This window comes from Bradyrhizobium sp. SZCCT0148, from assembly GCF_018129985.1.
Lineage (GTDB): Bacteria > Pseudomonadota > Alphaproteobacteria > Rhizobiales > Xanthobacteraceae > Bradyrhizobium > Bradyrhizobium japonicum_H.
Genome location: NZ_JAFCKT010000001.1, coordinates 571,685 through 588,461, shown reverse-complemented (window position 1 = coordinate 588,461; position 16,777 = coordinate 571,685). Strand labels below are relative to the sequence as shown.

General features: G+C 65.4%; 16 protein-coding genes. 1 reads left to right on the top strand and 15 read right to left on the bottom strand.

Annotated elements, in window-relative coordinates:
* Positions 1-138 precede the first annotated feature (138 nt).
* The 10 genes from JQ580_RS02775 to JQ580_RS02730 form a co-directional block, all read right to left on the bottom strand.
* Positions 139-1,752, bottom strand: coding sequence for an ABC-F family ATP-binding cassette domain-containing protein (locus JQ580_RS02775; RefSeq protein WP_212278207.1), 1,614 nt, complete (start codon positions 1,750-1,752; stop codon positions 139-141).
* A 168-nt stretch (positions 1,753-1,920) separates the two neighbouring features.
* Positions 1,921-2,268, bottom strand: a complete 348-nt coding sequence (locus tag JQ580_RS02770; protein WP_027545617.1) for a RidA family protein — start codon at positions 2,266-2,268, stop codon at positions 1,921-1,923.
* A 15-nt stretch (positions 2,269-2,283) separates the two neighbouring features.
* Complete coding sequence (locus tag JQ580_RS02765) at positions 2,284-3,405, bottom strand: NAD(P)/FAD-dependent oxidoreductase (RefSeq protein ID WP_212278206.1); 1,122 nt, start codon at positions 3,403-3,405, stop codon at positions 2,284-2,286.
* The gene (locus JQ580_RS02760; protein ID WP_212278205.1) at positions 3,402-4,820 is read right to left on the bottom strand and encodes an FAD/NAD(P)-dependent oxidoreductase; all 1,419 of its coding nucleotides are present in this window, start codon (positions 4,818-4,820) and stop codon (positions 3,402-3,404) included. The genes JQ580_RS02765 and JQ580_RS02760 overlap by 4 nt, the downstream gene beginning before the upstream one ends.
* Complete coding sequence (locus tag JQ580_RS02755; RefSeq protein WP_212278204.1) at positions 4,817-5,113, bottom strand: (2Fe-2S)-binding protein; 297 nt, start codon at positions 5,111-5,113, stop codon at positions 4,817-4,819. Before JQ580_RS02755 ends, JQ580_RS02760 begins: the two co-directional genes overlap by 4 nt.
* Before the next feature lie 27 nt (positions 5,114-5,140).
* Entirely contained in the window at positions 5,141-6,277 is a 1,137-nt protein-coding gene (locus tag JQ580_RS02750; RefSeq protein WP_212278203.1) for an NAD(P)/FAD-dependent oxidoreductase, read from the bottom strand.
* A gap of 9 nt (positions 6,278-6,286) precedes the next feature.
* Positions 6,287-7,096, bottom strand: coding sequence for an ABC transporter permease (locus tag JQ580_RS02745; RefSeq protein ID WP_212278202.1), 810 nt, complete (start codon positions 7,094-7,096; stop codon positions 6,287-6,289).
* The gene (locus tag JQ580_RS02740; RefSeq protein ID WP_212278201.1) at positions 7,093-7,968 is read right to left on the bottom strand and encodes an ABC transporter permease; all 876 of its coding nucleotides are present in this window, start codon (positions 7,966-7,968) and stop codon (positions 7,093-7,095) included. Before JQ580_RS02740 ends, JQ580_RS02745 begins: the two co-directional genes overlap by 4 nt.
* Entirely contained in the window at positions 7,965-9,005 is a 1,041-nt protein-coding gene (locus tag JQ580_RS02735; RefSeq protein WP_212278200.1) for an ABC transporter ATP-binding protein, read from the bottom strand. Before JQ580_RS02735 ends, JQ580_RS02740 begins: the two co-directional genes overlap by 4 nt.
* A gap of 26 nt (positions 9,006-9,031) precedes the next feature.
* Positions 9,032-10,066 (bottom strand): ABC transporter substrate-binding protein, encoded by a 1,035-nt coding sequence (locus JQ580_RS02730; protein WP_212278199.1) that lies wholly within the window; start codon positions 10,064-10,066, stop codon positions 9,032-9,034.
* Positions 10,067-10,335: 269 nt separating this feature from the next.
* Between JQ580_RS02730 and JQ580_RS02725 the strand changes: the two genes are divergently transcribed.
* Positions 10,336-11,256 (top strand): LysR substrate-binding domain-containing protein, encoded by a 921-nt coding sequence (locus JQ580_RS02725; RefSeq protein ID WP_212278198.1) that lies wholly within the window; start codon positions 10,336-10,338, stop codon positions 11,254-11,256.
* Between the two features lie 197 nt (positions 11,257-11,453).
* Here the strand turns inward: JQ580_RS02725 and JQ580_RS02720 are convergent, their stop codons facing one another.
* The 5 genes from JQ580_RS02720 to JQ580_RS02700 are packed head-to-tail and all read right to left on the bottom strand — an operon-like array spanning position 11,454 to position 16,776.
* Positions 11,454-12,827 (bottom strand): amidohydrolase family protein, encoded by a 1,374-nt coding sequence (locus JQ580_RS02720; protein WP_212278197.1) that lies wholly within the window; start codon positions 12,825-12,827, stop codon positions 11,454-11,456.
* Positions 12,824-14,407, bottom strand: coding sequence for an ABC transporter substrate-binding protein (locus JQ580_RS02715; RefSeq protein WP_212278196.1), 1,584 nt, complete (start codon positions 14,405-14,407; stop codon positions 12,824-12,826). The genes JQ580_RS02720 and JQ580_RS02715 overlap by 4 nt, the downstream gene beginning before the upstream one ends.
* Positions 14,408-14,430: 23 nt before the next feature.
* The gene (locus JQ580_RS02710; protein WP_212278195.1) at positions 14,431-15,081 is read right to left on the bottom strand and encodes an aspartate/glutamate racemase family protein; all 651 of its coding nucleotides are present in this window, start codon (positions 15,079-15,081) and stop codon (positions 14,431-14,433) included.
* Positions 15,078-15,974: a polysaccharide deacetylase family protein gene (locus tag JQ580_RS02705; protein ID WP_212278194.1), complete on the bottom strand. Its 897-nt coding sequence runs from the start codon at positions 15,972-15,974 to the stop codon at positions 15,078-15,080. The genes JQ580_RS02710 and JQ580_RS02705 overlap by 4 nt, the downstream gene beginning before the upstream one ends.
* Positions 15,961-16,776 (bottom strand): ABC transporter substrate-binding protein, encoded by an 816-nt coding sequence (locus JQ580_RS02700; protein WP_212278193.1) that lies wholly within the window; start codon positions 16,774-16,776, stop codon positions 15,961-15,963. Before JQ580_RS02700 ends, JQ580_RS02705 begins: the two co-directional genes overlap by 14 nt.
* Between the last annotated feature and the right edge of the window lies 1 nt (position 16,777).

Here is a 16,777-nt window from a genome sequence, read left to right as displayed (position 1 = left end):
GGAATGGTCAATTGCTGCGGGACGCGTCACAACGATCGCGTTGGGATCACGGATTGATACTCATTTTTTCTACCCGACGCGCTGGGGGCAGGGCGTCGGGTTTTTGAAAATCTCGGCCATCAGGACCGCCGGGCGAGATCAGGCGATCCCGCCATCGGTGCGCGGCACCTGGGCTGCAAGATCGATCCGCCGCGTCATCCCCATCGCCTGCAAGAACGTTTCGTCGTGACTGACGACGAGCAGCGCTCCGTCATAGGCCCGCAAGCCTGCCTCGACCGCTTCGATGGACTCGATATCGAGATGATTGGTCGGCTCGTCCAGGATCAGCAGCGAGGGCGGCGATGCTCCACCCAACACGCAGGCGAGGCCCGCGCGGAACATCTGCCCGCCACTCAGGCTGCCCGCGATTTGCACGGCCGCATCGGCGCGAAACATGAACCGTGCCAACGCGGCATGGCACTCGTTCGCAACCGCCTGCGGATTGAGGCGCTGGAAATTACCCAGGATGGTGAGCGCGGGATCGAGCAGGCCGACCTTCTGGTCGAACAGCGCGAAATCCGTCCTCACCCGCACGGTGCCCGACAGCGGCGCCAGTTCACCCGCGATCAGTTTCAGCAGCGTCGTCTTGCCTGAGCCATTGGGCCCGGCCAGCGCGATACGCTCAGGCCCGACGATATCGAATGAGAGATCGCGCAGGACCGGTGGCTCCGGCCGATAGCCGGCGCTGACGCCGTCGAGCCGAAGCACCTCCCTGCCCGCTGGCAAGCCGGTCGGGGGCAGCTTGACCGAGAGCGGCTGCAGAATTTCGACGCGCCGGCGCGCCGTGTCGACGGCTTGAAGCGCCTCCGCCCGTTGCCGCTCGGCGGCCTGAGCGTTCCTGCCGCCGCTGTCCTCGCTACGATCCTTGCGCGCCCCGGCCAGGATGCGCGGCATGTCGCCCTTGGCACGCTTTTTCCGGCCGCCGCTGTCCTTGCGCGCTTTCTTCTCCACGGCTTGCTGCGCTGTCCTGTCGATCTCCGACAGGCGCCGCTCGGCATGCGCGAGGTCGTGCCTGACGGCGGCAAGTTCGACGGTCTTCAGCTCGCGAAACTTGCTCCAATTGCCGCCGTATAGCTTGGCTCCAAGCGACGTCAGCTCGACGATCGCATCCATCGTGTCGAGCAGGTTCCGATCGTGGCTGACGACGATCGCGCCACCGCGCCAAGCCGCAAGGAGATCGATCACGGCCTTGCGGCCGTCGCGGTCTAGGTTGTTTGTGGGTTCGTCCAGCAGCAGGAAGTCAGGCCTGGCAAAGACCAGCGCGGCAAGGCGAACCCGCGTGATCTGCCCGCCGGACAGGCACGACAGTTTCGTATCGGACGACGGATCGAATCCGAGTTGCGTGAGGGCCATCTCCAGCCGACCCTCGAGCGTCCAGTCGATCGAGGCGATGTCGTCAGCCGAGGCGTCGCCTCGCTCGGCGCGGCGCAACAGCTCCAGCGCCGGCCGCACGCCGAACAGATCGGCCACGGTCGCGCCTGCGGGCAATTGCACGTCCTGGCGCAGCAGGCCGATGCTGCCGTTGACCAGAACGCGTCCGGACTGCGGAAGATGCTCACCTGAGATCGACGCAAGCAGCGTCGTCTTCCCGACGCCGTTGCGGCCGACGAGACCGGTTCGCTCAGCGGCGAACGTCAGATCGATGTTGGAGAGAAGAGAACGGCCGTCAGGCGTGGCCAGCGAGAGGTTCGACAGGATGACTGAAGCAGGCATGGAATTCCCCGTGAGCAAGGCGGATGGGCGTTGCGGTCGGGGTGAAATCCATGGGTGCGAAGGTCCTGGTTGCTGAGCTCTCTAAGTACTTCGATCGGAGGGCAGGATCAAGGCGGCCGGGGCACGGCAGCGCGTTCGGCGCTGCCATCCCTTTTAAGCCCTGGGCGCTCAGCCTTTGAGCGCGGTCACCACGACCTCGATCAGCGCGCTGCCGCCGAGATCGGCCACCCCGACGGTGGCGCGCGTCGGCAGATTGTCGCCGAAGAATTCGGTCCAGGCCGCGTCCATCTCCTTCTTCTTGGAGAGATCGGTGACGAAGATCGACGCGCTGACGACGCGGCTCTTGTCGGTGCCGGCTTCCTTCAGATAGCCGGCGATCTTGCCGAGGATGTTGCGGGTCTGATCGCCCATCGAGACCGAAGTGTCGTCGGCGATGGTGCCGCCGAGGAAGACGAAGCCATTGGCCTCGACGGCGCGGTGCATGATGGGCGTGCGGATGCTGCGGGTGATGCTCATGAGGTCCTCTTGTTGCTAGAGCGTCGTGGGATGAAAACGGTCGATGCCGAGATCGCTGATGCGGGTCTGGCTGCCGCCATTGACGATCAGTTCCGCCATCACCGCGCCGGCGCCGGGGCCGAGTTGGAAGCCGTGCAACGAGAAGCCGAACTGGTGATAGAGCCCCTTGTGACGGCTGCTCGGCCCGAACACGGGAATATCGTCCTTCATCTTCGCCTCGATGCCGGCCCATGCACGGACGATCGTTGCGCTGCGCATCACCGGGAAAAGTTCGAACACGGTGCGCGCGCTGGTCGCAAGGCTCTTCCAGTCCAGTACCGTCTCGTTGCGATCCTGATAAGGTGTCGCCAGATGACCGCCGCCGATCAGCACAGTGCCGTTGGAGAATTGCTTGAAGGAGAGCTTGCGGCCGCGCAGGATCACGACGGGGTCGATGAAGTGGGGCACGCGCGAGGTGATCATCAGCATCGGCGCGACGGTTTCGACCGGCACCGGCTCGCCGAGAGCGGCTGCGATCCTGCCGGCCCAGGCGCCGGCGGCATTGACCAGTACCGGCGCAGCATAGGTGTCGGAGCCGACATCGACATACCAAAGGCCATCGCTGTAGCGGATGTTGCTGGCCGCCACGCCCTCGCGCACGGTGGCGCCGAGCTGTTCGGCCTTGCGCCGGAACGCGGTCGTCGTCTGCGCCGGATTAGCCGCGCCGTCACGGCGCGAGACCACACCGCCAGGACAGGTCTCGGCCACGGCCGGCACCAGCCGTCGCAGCTCGGTCGCGTCGATCAGCTCTTCATGGGTGAAGCCGAGCGCATTGAGTTCGGCCACGCGCGCGCGGCAGGCCGCGAGCTCTTCCTCGTTCTCGGCCACCAGCACCTGACCGTAGCTCTCGAAGCTGCAATCGTCGTCGAGAAGATCCTTGATCTTCTCCCAGATCCCCATCGAGCGGATCGAGAGCGGGATTTCAGGGATATGCCGGGCAAGCTGGCGGACGCCGCCGGCGTTGACGCCGGATGCATGGCGCCCTGCATAGTCCTTCTCGATCAGCACCGGCTTCAGGCCGGCGAGGCAGAGATGCAGCGCCGTCGAGCATCCGTGGATGCCGCCGCCGACGACGATCGCATCCACGTTTCGGCTCATCCGCGCACCACCGCCTTGACGTCGGCCTCGCTCTTCGGAACGGCAGCCAGCTCGGCCAGCGTGATCGGCTTCACCGGTGCGCGCAGCCGGTAATAGCCGATCTCCTGCGGCGTCTTTCCGCGCGCCTGCGCCATCAGCTCGGTGACGGTGAGGCCACACAGCCGGCCCTGGCACGGGCCCATGCCGGTGCGGCGATAGGCCTTGAGCTGGTTCGGCCCGGTCGCGCCGATCGCGACCGAGTCGAGCACGTCCTTGGCCGTGACCTCTTCGCAGCGGCACACGATGGTGTCACCGGAGGGAATACGGAACTGCGGCGCGGGGCGGAACAGCGTGTCGAGGAAGACGCGGCCGCGTTCGGCCCTGGCGAGATCAGAACGAAGCGTCGCCACGGAGGGAAGCTTCACGGCAGACGCAGGCGCCAATGCCTCCACCGCCGCGCGCGCCGCGATGCGGCCGCGCACCACCGCAGCGTTGGCTCCGCCGATGCCGGCGCCGTCACCGGCGATCGCAATGCCGGCGACCGACGAGTTGCCGCTCGCATCGAGCACAGGCGACCAGCACAATTGCAGATCGTCCCAGCGATGTTCGACGTCAGCGGACATCGCAAGATTGACGTTTGGCACGACGCCCTGATGCAGCAGCAGCAGGTCGGCGGGAATGGTTTCACGCTTGCCGCCGGCGACATAACTCACACTCGCGAGTTGACCGTCACCGGCTGCAGCAAGCTCGGTGACGCCAGCGACGACCTGCACCTTCGCCTTCACCTCGCGCATCATGGACAAGCCCTTGGCAAAGTAAGGCGAGGTCAGGAACGCAAAGGCGTGAGGCAGCGCGGCGAAATAATTGCCGCGCTCGGTGGTATCGAGGATGCGGTCGATGCGGCCACCGAGCCGCAGGATCTGCGCGGCGAGCAGCCAGAGCAGCGGCCCCTGCCCCGCGATGACCGTACGGCCGTCGGGCACGAGTGCCGACGATTTCAACATGGTCTGCGCGGCACCGGCGGTCATCACGCCCGGCAGTGTCCAGCCGGGAATCGGGAACGGGCGCTCCAGCGCGCCAGTCGCGAGAATCACGCGCCTTGCCTTGACGAAGGCGGACGCGCCGCCGATCGAGACGGCGATATCGAGATTGCGGTCGAGGCTCCAAACCGTGGCGCGATGAATGACCTCCGCGCTGCTCGCGCGCAGCGCCTTCACGAGGTCGGCACCAACCCAATAATCGGCGCCGAGCTGGTTGCGATCGGTCACCGGCGTCGAGGAGATGGCACGAAACACCTGGCCCCCCGGGCCGACATTCTCGTCCAGCAGCAGTGTCGAAAGGCCGGCTTCGGCGGACGTCGCAGCGGCGGCGAGGCCCGCCGGCCCGGCACCAATCACCACCACATCGTACTCTTCGCGCTTGGGAGCCACAGTCATCGTCCGATCTCCCGCTTGCCCTTCTGGATCTCGATCTGCATGCCCTCGACGACGGGCACGAGGCAGCCCTGGCGGTTGCCGACGCCGTCGATGGTAACGAGGCAGTCGAAGCACACACCCATCATGCAGTAAGGCAGACGCGGCGCGCCGCTGACCGAGGTCGAACGACGCGCATCGACGCTGGAAGCGAGCAGCGCGGCGGAGACGGTGTCGCCCTGCCGCGCCGCGACGGCGACGCCGTCGACGAAGATCTGCACCTGCGGACGTTTGTCCTGTTCGGATCGCTTGAACATGGGATGCCTCTGGGCTCCTTGATATCTCTAATAGCCGCTACTGTTCGCGGCGCCCGCGCCGCCAAAGCGGCTCGCGGAGAAAGCGCCGACCAGCTCCGGCTCGAGCGCGCCCTGCGCCACCATGCGTGCGATCTCGAAGGCGTGGTTGGAGGCGAGCGTCACGCCGGAATGGCAGCAGGCGACGAAGGCACCGGGATGGGTCTCCGACTGGTCGTAGATCGGAAAGCCGTCCTGCGGCATGACGCGGATGCCGGCCCAGCTCCTGACCACATTGAGCCGCGCGAGATGCGGGAACATGCGCTGCGCGCGATCGGTCATCACCGCGCTGATCGAATGCTTCAGTGCGCGATCGTCCAGCTCGTCCTCCTTGCTGTCGCCGATCATCACCGTGCCCTCGTCGGTCTGGCGGATCGTGGTCAGAGGATGTGGCAGGAACGGCATGGTGCGCTCGGTCACGACGACCTGGCCGCGCGTGGGGCCCATCGGCGCGTAGAGGCCGACCATCGGCGCGAGCGTCTGGTTGGCATTGCCGGCCGCGAGCACGATCTTGGCGGCGCGCAGCTCGCCGTTCGGCGTCGTCAGGCTGAACTCACCGCCGTCCTTGCTGATCGCAGAGACCGGCCGCTCCGGAAAATAATCGATGCCGAAATCCTTGAAACCGGTGTGGAACGCGCGAAATGTCCGCAGCGAATTGACGTGGCCGTCGAGCGGACAATAGCTTCCGCCGGAGACTTCCGGCCCGATCAACGGCAGCGACTTCTTCACCTCGGATGCGGAGAGCATCTCCATCTTGTAGTCGGCAGCACCGGTCTGGTTGTGCATGCGCTTGACCAGGTCGGCGCGCTGGCCGAATTCGTCCTCGCCGAGCGTGAGATGGAAGCCGCCATTCTGCTGAAGCGCGACGTCGAGGCCGGTCTGCTGCTTCAGTTCGGAGGCAAGCCGGCTCCACGCTTGCGACGCCTGCACGGTCCACACCGTATAGGCCGGCATCCCGAGGCCCTTGCTCTGCACCCAGACCAGCGCGAAATTTGCGCGCGAAGCGCGTTTGGTGATGTCGCCTTCGTCGAGCACAGCCACCTTCTTGCCGAGCCGGCCGAGGCCCCAGGCAATGGCGGAGCCGAGCAGACCCCCGCCGACCACGGCGACGTCGTATTCTCCTGACATGAGATTCTCCTATCGCCCGGTGTCGCCGCTCTTGCCGGCGAGCACACGGTCGAGCCCGTAGAAGCGATCGAGCAGAATGAGGGCAGTCATGGTCACAGCGATCACGCAGGCCGAGACCGACGTCACCAGCGGATCGATATTGTCCTGGATATAAAGGAACATGCGCACCGGCAACGTCTCGGTGCCGGGTGCTGCGAGGAAGACGGTCATGGTCAGATCGTCGAAGGACTGAATGAAGGCGAGCGCCCAGCCGCTGATGACGCCGGGCAGGATCAACGGCAAGGTCACGCGGCGAAACAGCGTCCAGCCGCCGGCGCCAAGCGAGACCGCCGCGATCTCGATCGTGCGGTCCATGCCGGTCGCCGCCGCCAGCGTCAGCCGCAACGCGAACGGAAACACGATGATGACATGCGCGATGATCAGTGCGGCGAAACTGCCGCCGAGGCCGGCCGACGTGAAGAAGCGCAGGAAGGCGATGCCGAGAACGACATGAGGGATCATCAGAGGCGACAGGAACAGCGCGGCCAGCGCATCGCGGCCACGGAATCGATAGCGTGCGATCGCCAGCGCCGCGGGCACGGCGAACAGCAGCGCCACGAAGGACGACAGCGCGCCGAGGCCGAGGCTGACCCAGAAGGCATGGATGAATTCAGGATAGTTCGCGATCGCCCTGAACCAGCGCAGCGAGAAGCCGTTGGTCGGCAGCGAGAGAAAGCCTTCGGGCGTGAAGGCGACGAGGCAGACCACCAGGATCGGCGCCACCATCACGATGACGAAGAAGGTATGAAAGACCAGCGCGAGCGGACCGTTCCGTCTCATCGGAACACCTCCGCGTAGCGCCGCTCGATCAGTGCGTTGCTGCCGACGACGATCAGGACCAGCGCGACCAGCAGCAGCGTTGCGACTGCAGCACCGAGCGGCCAGTTCAATGTGTTGAGGAACTCGTCATAGGCCAGCGTCGCCGCGACTTTGAGCCGGCGGCCGCCGATGATCGCCGGCGTCGCGAACGCACTGGCCGAGAGCGAGAACACGATGATCGCGCCCGACAGCACACCCGGCATAATCTGCGGCATGATGATGCGGCGGATGGTGGTGCCGGGGCCGGCGCCGAGCGACATCGCCGCGTTCTCGATCTGCGGATCGAGCCGCTGCAGCGCCGCCCACACCGACAGCACCATGAACGGCATCATGACATGAGCGAGCGCGACGACCATCCCGGTTTCGGTGAACATGAAGGGGATTGGCGAGCGCATCACCCCGAGCGACATCAGCAGCTTGTTGACGAGGCCGTTGTTGCCGCCGAACAGCAGCGCCCAGCCGAGCGTACGCGCCACCACGGAGATCAGGAGCGGACCGAGAATGACCAGCAGGAAGAAGCTCTTCCAGCGGCCGTCCATGCGATTGAGGATGTAGGCCTCCGGCGCGCCGAGCAGGGCGGTGAGCAGCGTGGTCAGGATCGCAATGCGAAAGGTCCGCCAGAACATTTCGGCGTAATAGGGATCGGTCGCGATCTCGTGCCAATTCTTGAGGATGAAGACTGGCTCGATGCCCTTGTACTGGCCCCAATCGTGGAACGACAGCATCACCGTCATGGCGAGCGGAATCAGCAGCACGCCGACGAACAGCATCAGGGCCGGCGCGGTCAGCGCCCATGGCGCACGTGCGCTGCCTTCCTCGGCGACCGCGCTCATGCGACCGCCCTCGTGCGCACGCTCATGTCCTCCGGCCGCCACGTGAGGCGAACCGCATCACCCTCGACTGGCTGTGCCTGACCGTCGTTCTGGCGGATCACGATCGCCGGACCGCATTCGCTGTCGCACTGGAACAGCCAGTGATTGCCCTGGAAGATGCGGGTGAGGATCTTGGCGCTGAGTCCGGCATCGCCAAAGCCGATTCTTTCAGGGCGAATGCTGACGGTGACGGGGCCGCCAAGCCCCGCGGGTGCCGGCGCTCGCCACGACCCCGCCACCAGTTGCGTCGGGACGACAGTCCGATCGATCATCCCGGCAAAATCATTGGTCTTGCCGAGGAATTGCGAGACGAAGGCCGAGGCCGGCTTCTCGTACGTCTCCTGCGGCGTGCCGATCTGCTCGATCTTGCCCTGGCTCATCACCACGATGCGGTCGGACAGCGACATCGCCTCGTTCTGATCGTGGGTGACGAGGATCGTGGTGGTCCCGATGGTGCGCTGGATCTGGCGCAGCTCGATCTGCATCTCCTCGCGGAGCTTGGCGTCGAGGTTGGACAAGGGCTCGTCGAGCAAAAGCACGCTCGGCTTGATCACCAGCGCACGCGCCAGTGCCACGCGCTGCTGCTGGCCGCCGGACATGCGGCGGGGATGGCGGTCCTCGAAGCCGGCGAGGCCGACCATCGCCAGCGCGGCACGAACGCGCTCGGCTCGTTCAGTGCGCGGAACGTTGCGCATCTCGAGACCAAAGGCGACATTTTCCGCCGCGGTCATGTGCGGAAACAGGGCATAGCTCTGGAACACGATGCCCAAGCCGCGCTTGGCCGGATGGACCGCAGTCAGATCCTTGTCCTCAAGGCGGATCGCGCCGCGGGTCGGATCGAGGAAGCCCGCGATCATCTGCAGGGTCGTGGTCTTGCCGCAGCCGGAGGGGCCGAGAAAGGAGATGAACTCTCCCTTGCCTACGGCGAGACTGAAGTCGTCGACCACAGTCTGCGTCCCGAACTGCTTGGCGACCCGATCGAGCTCGAGATAAGCCATACGCTGTCTCCGCTGCGACGATCAGATCAACGCTCGACCTCGCGATTCCAGCGCTTGGTCCACTCCTCGCGCTTCTCGTTGATGATGGTCCAGTCCGGATTATAGAGCTTGGCGGCGCGCTCGCCGATCGGCGCCATCTTGCCGAGCTCCGGTGGCACCACCAGCGATTTCAGCACCGGGCCATAGCCGTAATCCTTCAGCAACACGAGCTGGATCTTGGGATCGAGCAGCATCTTGATGAAGCTGGCCGCCAGCGGCGAGGCGTTCGGCTTGGTGATCGGACAGGCCGTCGTCAGCAGCGTCGCAGCACCTTCCTTCGGGTAGACGAAGTCGACGGGGAAGCCGGTATTGGCAAAGCTCTGCACGCGGCCGGTGCCCCACACCGCGATCACGGCCTGGCCGGACTGGAACAGCTCGGTCATCTTGCCCGGCGAAGGCTCGTAGGCGAGCACGTTCGGATTGATCTGTTCCTTGAAGATCTTGAAGCCGGAATCGACGTTGGTCTCGCCGCCGCCGTTCATCTTCGACAGCATCACCAGAGCTTCGAGACCGTAGGTGTTGTTGATCGGCGGGATCACCAGCTGCTTGGCGTATTTGGTGTCCTTCAGGTCGTTCCAGGAGGTCGGCGGCGCCCACCCCTTCTCTTTGAACACCTTGGTGTTGTACATCAGGCCGGTCGCGACGATGCCGATGGCGACGGCGCGATCGTCCTTGAAGCGCGCGGTGTCGTAGAGATCCGCCGGCAGGCCCTCGAGCTTGCCGCAGAAGCCCAGCTGAATCGCCTGATACATCGGGCCGTCATCGACGATGGCGACGTCGATCTGCTGATTGCCCTTCTGCGCCTGGAGCTTGGCCAGCGTATCGGTGGAGTTACCGGCGACGTATTCGACCTTGACGCCGTTCTCCTTCTCGAAACCCGGGATCACCTCGTCGCGGATCGTCTTCTCGAACGAGCCGCCATAGCCAGCAACGTAGAGGGTCTTTTGCTGGGCCGAAACGGTCGACGGGACGGCAATGAGCGCTGCGATGCTGGCTGCGGTCAGAAGGCTGAGAGTCTTCATATGGTCCGATCTCCAATACCGGGATGAGGTGACGTGCCCAAAATCTCCGACTGAGGCGCCTGCCGCATTTCCTTCCGCGCCAATCCAATCCGGACAGGGCTCCGGCCCCTGTTCAGCGAGTTTTGCGCGATCTGGAGGTTTGAACCTCTCCAGTCTGCCGAAAAAGCGGGCTGTCTCCAGTCCTGATGAAAAAGATCGCAACCTATACTTCCATCGTCCAATGAATAATGGCATCCTTTGTATGCCTAAATGTTATGGATGGACTGAGAATGGCGCGGATCAATTCGCGGCAGGTGGAAGCTTTCCGCGCGACCATGCTGACCGGCAGCGTCACTGAGGCGGCGGCGCTGATGACGGTGACGCAGCCGGCGGTAAGCCGGTTGCTGCGCGACCTCCAGGCGCTGTTGAAGATGGAGCTGTTCGAGCGGCGCGGCACCGGCCTCGTGCCGACCGCCGCGGCAATGGCCCTCTACACCGAAGTGGAGCGCTCCTTCGTCGGCCTCGAACGGATCACGGCCGCGGCCGAGGAAATTCGTGGCCGCCGCACCGGCTCGCTGCGGATCGCAGCACTGCCGGCGTTATCGAACGGCTATCTGCCGCGGCTCACCGGACACTTCCTGAAGGAACGGCCGAATCTCAACCTGGCCTTCTTCGGCGTGATCTCCCCGATCGTGGTCGATTGGGTGCTGAACAATCAGTGCGACGTCGGCTTTGCCGAGGTGCCGATCGCGCATTCCGGCCTGCCCAGCCAGAAGCTGCCGGCGCCGGCGCGTGTCGCGGTGCTGCCGACGGGTCATCGCCTCACGGAAAAGCAGGTTCTGGAGCCGCATGATTTCGAGGGCGAGACCTTCATCTCGCTGTCGTCGGGATCGTCGAGCCGGCACCTCGTCGACCAGATCTTCCACCGTCACGACGTCCGCCGCGTGCTGCGGGTGGAGACTGCACTGTCCGAGATCATGTGCGGCATGGTGTCGTCGGGGCTGGGCGTCGCGATCTGCGATCCCTTCACCGCGCAGGAATTTTCGACCCGCGGCGTCGTCGTGCGGCGCTTCCTGCCACGCATCGATTTCGAGTTCTCCGCGGTGTTTCCCGCGCAGCGCAGCCCCTCGCCGGTCGCGCTCGATCTGGTCGAGACCATGCGCAAGTCACTCGTCGAGTTCGACAACCTGCCGGGAAGTCCTGTAGATTAACACGATCTCGCTGCGGGCTCGCTGCAACCTCTCCCGCTTGCGGGGGAGGTCGGCGCACAGCGCCGGGTGGGGCTCTCTCCACCCAAGGACATTCTCAGCAGATCTCAAACAATTCCGACGCGGAAGCATCCCCACCCCAGCCCTCCCCCGCAAGCGGGAGAGGCAGCGCACCTGCTTCGTGGCCCCGAACACGATGCTCAGCCGTTGAACGCAGCCTGTGCCTCCGGCAGGTCCCAGATCTTGCCGATCGCGGCGCTGCCGGCCGCGGTGATCGCCGCTTCGTCGGCGCCGAGATAGCGCCCGGCGTCGACCAGCAAACGGCCGTCGACCATGACCTGATCGAGGTTGGCGCGGTTGGCGAGCGCGATCAGCGCACGGCGGGGATCGAACAGCGGCTGGAGATGCGGATGGGTGAGATCGACCACGGTGAGGTCAGCCGTCGCGCCCGGCTCGATCCGGCCGAGATCAGGCCGCTTGATGACGTCGGCGGCCACCGCCGTGTTCGCCTCGATCAGTTCGGGTGCATTGGCCACATCGGCGCGCTGCGAGGTGATCTTGGAGATCAGCGACGCCGCATTGAGCTCGCCGAGCAGGTCCATATTGTAGCCGTCGGTACCGACCACGGTGCGCACGCCGTGGTCGGCGAAGCGGCTGAAGGCGGCAGTGACGCCGGCGCGCGCGAACACGCGCGGGCAGTTCAGCACGGTCATGCCGCGCGCCGCCATCAGCTTGAGATCGTCGTCGCTCGAGAACATGCAATGCGCCGCCATCAGGTCGGGGGCGAGCAGGCCGAGCCAGTCCAGATACTCCGCCGGCGTGCGGCCGCCATAGCGCTTGCCGATGGTCTCGACCTCGGCACGGCTCTGCGCCATGTGTGTGGTAATGGGCACACCGAGCTCGCGCGCCCGCGTGGCACAGGCTTTCAGCAAATCGGGGCCGCAGGTGTCCGTCGCGTGCGGGCTCATCGCAAGACTGATGCGGCCGTCTCCGCGATTGTTCCAGCGCTGGTAGAGCGCGTCCCACGTCGCCATGTCGGCGGCGCCATCGTCGCCGGAATATTGCACGACGCCGTCAGGTCCGGCCTTGGCATCCGACGTCGAGAACAGATAGGGCGCGCCGTAGAAGCGAATGCCCATCTCCTCCGCGGCGTCGAACATCTCCGGAATCGAATTGCGGAACGGCTCCATCACGGTGGTGGCGCCGCCCTTGAGAAGCTGGAGGATGCCGAGCCGCGCCACCGCCACGCGCTCTTCCGCCGACAGAATATCGGCGCCGCGCTTGGTCAGCGGCAACAGCACCGTGTAGACGATGCTCTGGTTGTTCTTGCGGCCGTTTCCGTCCTCGGTATGGCTGCGGGCCACTGCCTCGCTGAAGCAGTGATTGTGCAGGTTGAGCAGGCCCGGCAGCACGAAGCGGCCGGGACGATCATAGATCTCGTCCGCACGCGGCCTGTCGCGCGTGACCGCGGCGATCCTTTTACCTTCGACGAGGACCCAATGGTCGCGCAGCACATCCTGCGCGCCGTCTTTCCGTGACAGCACGTAGCTGCCGAAGATTGCGATCTTGCTCATGCGGGGCGTACGTTCCAGAAGACGGCGGTGCCGTCGAGAATGCCGGTGATGGCCTTGCGATAGGCGGTCGGCTGTTTGTACAGGCCGATCGGGATGTAGGGAATCTCCTCGAACGCCACCGCCTGGATCTGGCGGCAGATGCGTTGCTGCTCGGCGAGTTCCGACGCGGCCAACCACTGGCTGCGCAGTGGCCCCATCTTCTCGCTCGCATACCAGCCGGCAACCTTGCCTTCGCCACGAATGTTGGTATTGCCGGCCGGGTTGAGCCAGTCGATGCCCTGCCAGTTGCCGACTGCCGCGCTCCAGCCGCCCTGCCCAATCGGGTCCTTCTTGAGCTGGCGTTGCAGTACGACGGCGAAATCGAGCCCGGCATATTCGACGTTCATGCCGGCCTTGCGCAAGCTGTCGACCGCGATCTCGCCGAGCGGCTTCTGCGCCAGCGAATTGGTGGGCACGAGCACCACGATCTTCTCGCCATTATAGCCGGCAGCCTTCAGGGCGGCCTTGACCTTGGCGTAGTCGCGGGGCCCGCGGAACACATCGAGCCCGACCTCGCTCGCCATCGGCGTGCCGGGCGCGAAGTAGCCGATCGGCGAGACCTGGAACGCAGGATCGACGCCGGCGACCGCCGTCATGAACGCGGACTGGTCGATCGCACCCAAGAGCGCGCGGCGGACCGCCGGATTGTCGAATGGCGGCTGCAGGTGATTGAGGCGTAGCATGCAGGCGTAACCTCTGGGATCGAGGATGCGCGTCTCGATGTCGCCGGCGGCCTTGATGACCGGCAACAGATCGTGTGGCGTGGTCTCCTGCCAGTCCTGCTCGCCGGTCTGGAGCGCGGCAACGCCGGTGCCGGCGTCTGGCGTGGTGGTCCAGACCACGCGGTCGTAATGCACGACCTTCGGACCCGCGGTCCAATCCGGCTTGCCGTCGGTACGCGGCTGATAGCGCTCGAACCTGGCATAGGCATTGCGCGCGCCCTGCACGCGTTCGTCCGCGAGGTAGCGGAACGGACCGCTGCCGATGACTTCGGTCAGCGGCTTGAACGGATCCTGGCTTGCCAGCCGCTCCGGCATCATGAAGCAGGCATTGATCGCGGCCTTGCCGAGTGCCTGTGGCAGCAACGGGAACGGGCGCTTGAGACGAAAGCGGATGGTGCGGTCGTCGGCTGCGATCAGCTCCGCGGTCGCCTCCATCAGCTCGCCGCCGAAGCCGTCGCGCGCGGCCCAGCGGCGGATGCTGGCGACGCAGTCGCGCGCGAGCACCCGCTCGCCATCGTGCCAGAACAGGCCGTCGCGCAGGCTGAGGTCCCACTGAAGCTGGTCGCCGGAGATCACATGACCCGACAGCATCTGCGGCGAGATTTGGAGCGAAGCGCTCATGCCATAGAGCGTGTCGTAGACCATGAAACCATGGTTTCGCGACACCTGCGCGGTCGAGTAGATGGGATCGACGAAGGCGAGATCGATCACGGGAATGAAGCGCAGCGTGGATTGAGATTCAGCACGGACGATGCCCGGTCGCGAAAGAGCCGGCACCGTGGCGGCAGCCTTGAGGAGCGAGCGGCGGGAGATGGGCATTACGAAGGCGCTCCTGAAGGATCTTAAATGTTCAACAAAACCGCGCCGATCGCAGCGGCAACCGCCTGCTGCGCCGGCTCGACCACGGGCAGGCCGATCGCATCCGCGATTGCCGCACGGTGCGAGGCCATGCCGGCGCAGCCCATCACCACGACGTCGGCGCGGCATTGTGTGACCAGCGCGCGGCCGGCCGCGATCAGCCGTCCCCGCATATCGGCACCCGCCGTCTCGGCCGCGCTCGCGCCGACCGACCAGCTTCCGGCATAGCGGCCGTCGACGCCCATGACCCGCACCATGCGCTGCTGGCGCCGGATGCTCGACGGCGACAGCGCGATAATGCCGAAACGTTCGCCCAGCATCAGCGCGCGAAAGATGCCGCATTCGGCGATGCCCAGCACGGGGCGGCCGCCGGCCGCCTCGCGCACCGCATGCAGGCCGGGATCGCTGAAGCAGGCCAGCACGAAGGCATCCGCATTATCGCGCGACACACGATTGACGAGCGGCATCACGACGCTATCGGCATCGCGCTGCGACGAGATGCCGGGCGGCCCCTCGGCAAGGCCGACCACTTCGATGTCCGGCCCGCCGGCGACCCGCAGCGGCATGACCGCCTCGTCGATCGCCGCCGTCACCGACGCCGACGAGTTAGGGTTGATCACGAGGATGCGGGTCATGGCGCTCTGTAGCGGTTACCGGCCTCGTGGCGCAGGAAGTTTTCCGCGATCTTCTCGCCGGTGGTGATCCAGACGTCCGGGCACGATTTTGCGTAGGTGAGGAACTCGCGCAACAGCCGCAGCCGCATCGGACGACCGCTGCATTGCGGATGCAGCACCGTCGTCACCATCGCGCCCCAGTCGCGCACCTCGTCGAGCTCGTCTTTCCAGATCGACAAGACGTGCTCTTTCGGGAAGATCGAGCGCGGGCTGAAGCGGGCGGAGAGGCCATGCATCCAGTCGTCATAGCTCGCGGTGACCGGCAGCTCGATCGTGCCGGGCTTGCCGTCGGCAAGGCGATGCCGGTAGGGCCGCACGTCGTCGCGGAACGAGGAGGTGTACACGATGCCATGGCGCACGAGTGCTGCACGCAGCTCCTCGGTGAATTCGCCATAGGGCGCGCGATAGCCGGTCGGCCTGACGCCGAGCCGGCGCTTCAGCGCCTCGAAGCCGCGCTCCAGCTCTTCCTCGATCCAGGGATCGCCGGGATCTGGCAAGAGATGGTGATAGCCGTGATGGCCGATCTCGTGGCCGGCCTTGAGGATGGACTCGGCCATCGCCGGATGCGCGTCGACCGACCACCCCGTGACGAAGAAGGTGGCCTTGAGATCGAGCTGGTCGAGCAGCTCAAGCAGCTTCGGCGTACCGACCCGCGCCTCGAATCCACCATAGCTCATGGTGATGAGCCGCTGGGCGTGCACGGCGTCCTTGCTGGTCCACGCACTCTCGGCGTCCACGTCGAACGACAGGAACATCGCCGAGCTATACGGCTTCGGCCAGGGATAGTCCGGTGCGGGATCCGCGGTGTTGGCCGGGACGAGCGGGATGCTCTGGAGTGCCTTACTGTCCAGCATTGATGGTCGCCTTCTCGAGTGCGTTGTCCGTCAGTTTCCACTTGGCAAGCAGGGTCTTGTAAGTGCCGTCCACGATCAGCGCATCGACCGCCTCCAGCATCGCCTGCTGCAGCCCCTTCTCCTTGACCGGCACTGCAATGCCGACAAACTGGTCCGCGATGGCCTCGCCGACGGGCTTATAGGCGCTGGGCTCGAGATCCATGATGTAAGGCAGCGTCTCGTTGCCCTGCACCGCGGCGTCGATTCGCCCCTGCTTGAGCTGGGTACGGGCATCGGCAGAACCGTCGGTGCCAACGAAGAAAACGGGATTGCTGGCGCAATGCTTCTCGCTCCAGGCCGCAATCTGCTCCGGATACTTGGTGCGGCGGCTGGCACCGACCTTCTTGCCGCAGAGCGCGGCGATGTCCTTGAACTCAGCCGCGCGCGATTGCTGGACGAAGAACTGCGGACCGGTGCGGAGATAGTCGACGAAGGTGGCAATCTCGTGCCGGCTGGCATAGTCGGTGAAGCCCGACAGGACCGCATCCACTCGGCCCGTGGCAATCGACGGCATGAACTCGGCGAAGCTGGTCTCCTGCCATTCGAGCTTGACGCCGAGCTTGCGCGCAATCGCCTCGCCAAGTTCGATGTCGAAGCCCGACAGTGCGTTGGTGGCGGGGTCGCGGAACTCCATCGGTGGATAGTTCGGCACCACCGCCAGCTTGATGCTGCCGCGCTTGGTGATCTCCGCGGGAAGTTCGACCGCCAGGGCTGACGCACTCAAGACGCCTGCAAGCGCCGCCGCAACCAGCATTCTCTTCATT

Excerpts from the sequence above, each read along its gene's own strand:
- JQ580_RS02775 (WP_212278207.1), bottom strand. The coding sequence starts at position 1,752 with ATGCCTGCTTCAGTCATCCTGTCGAACCTCTCGCTGGCCACGCCTGAC.
- JQ580_RS02740 (WP_212278201.1), bottom strand. The coding sequence starts at position 7,968 with ATGAGCGCGGTCGCCGAGGAAGGCAGCGCACGTGCGCCATGGGCGCTG.
- JQ580_RS02720 (WP_212278197.1), bottom strand. The coding sequence starts at position 12,827 with ATGAGCAAGATCGCAATCTTCGGCAGCTACGTGCTGTCACGGAAAGAC.
- JQ580_RS02750 (WP_212278203.1), bottom strand. The coding sequence starts at position 6,277 with ATGTCAGGAGAATACGACGTCGCCGTGGTCGGCGGGGGTCTGCTCGGC.
- JQ580_RS02745 (WP_212278202.1), bottom strand. The coding sequence starts at position 7,096 with ATGAGACGGAACGGTCCGCTCGCGCTGGTCTTTCATACCTTCTTCGTC.
- JQ580_RS02735 (WP_212278200.1), bottom strand. The coding sequence starts at position 9,005 with ATGGCTTATCTCGAGCTCGATCGGGTCGCCAAGCAGTTCGGGACGCAG.
- JQ580_RS02760 (WP_212278205.1), bottom strand. The coding sequence starts at position 4,820 with ATGACTGTGGCTCCCAAGCGCGAAGAGTACGATGTGGTGGTGATTGGT.
- JQ580_RS02765 (WP_212278206.1), bottom strand. The coding sequence starts at position 3,405 with ATGAGCCGAAACGTGGATGCGATCGTCGTCGGCGGCGGCATCCACGGA.
- JQ580_RS02700 (WP_212278193.1), bottom strand. The coding sequence starts at position 16,776 with ATGAAGAGAATGCTGGTTGCGGCGGCGCTTGCAGGCGTCTTGAGTGCG.
- JQ580_RS02705 (WP_212278194.1), bottom strand. The coding sequence starts at position 15,974 with ATGCTGGACAGTAAGGCACTCCAGAGCATCCCGCTCGTCCCGGCCAAC.
- JQ580_RS02755 (WP_212278204.1), bottom strand. The coding sequence starts at position 5,113 with ATGTTCAAGCGATCCGAACAGGACAAACGTCCGCAGGTGCAGATCTTC.
- JQ580_RS02730 (WP_212278199.1), bottom strand. The coding sequence starts at position 10,066 with ATGAAGACTCTCAGCCTTCTGACCGCAGCCAGCATCGCAGCGCTCATT.
- JQ580_RS02725 (WP_212278198.1), top strand. The coding sequence starts at position 10,336 with ATGGCGCGGATCAATTCGCGGCAGGTGGAAGCTTTCCGCGCGACCATG.
- JQ580_RS02770 (WP_027545617.1), bottom strand. The coding sequence starts at position 2,268 with ATGAGCATCACCCGCAGCATCCGCACGCCCATCATGCACCGCGCCGTC.
- JQ580_RS02710 (WP_212278195.1), bottom strand. The coding sequence starts at position 15,081 with ATGACCCGCATCCTCGTGATCAACCCTAACTCGTCGGCGTCGGTGACG.
- JQ580_RS02715 (WP_212278196.1), bottom strand. The coding sequence starts at position 14,407 with ATGCCCATCTCCCGCCGCTCGCTCCTCAAGGCTGCCGCCACGGTGCCG.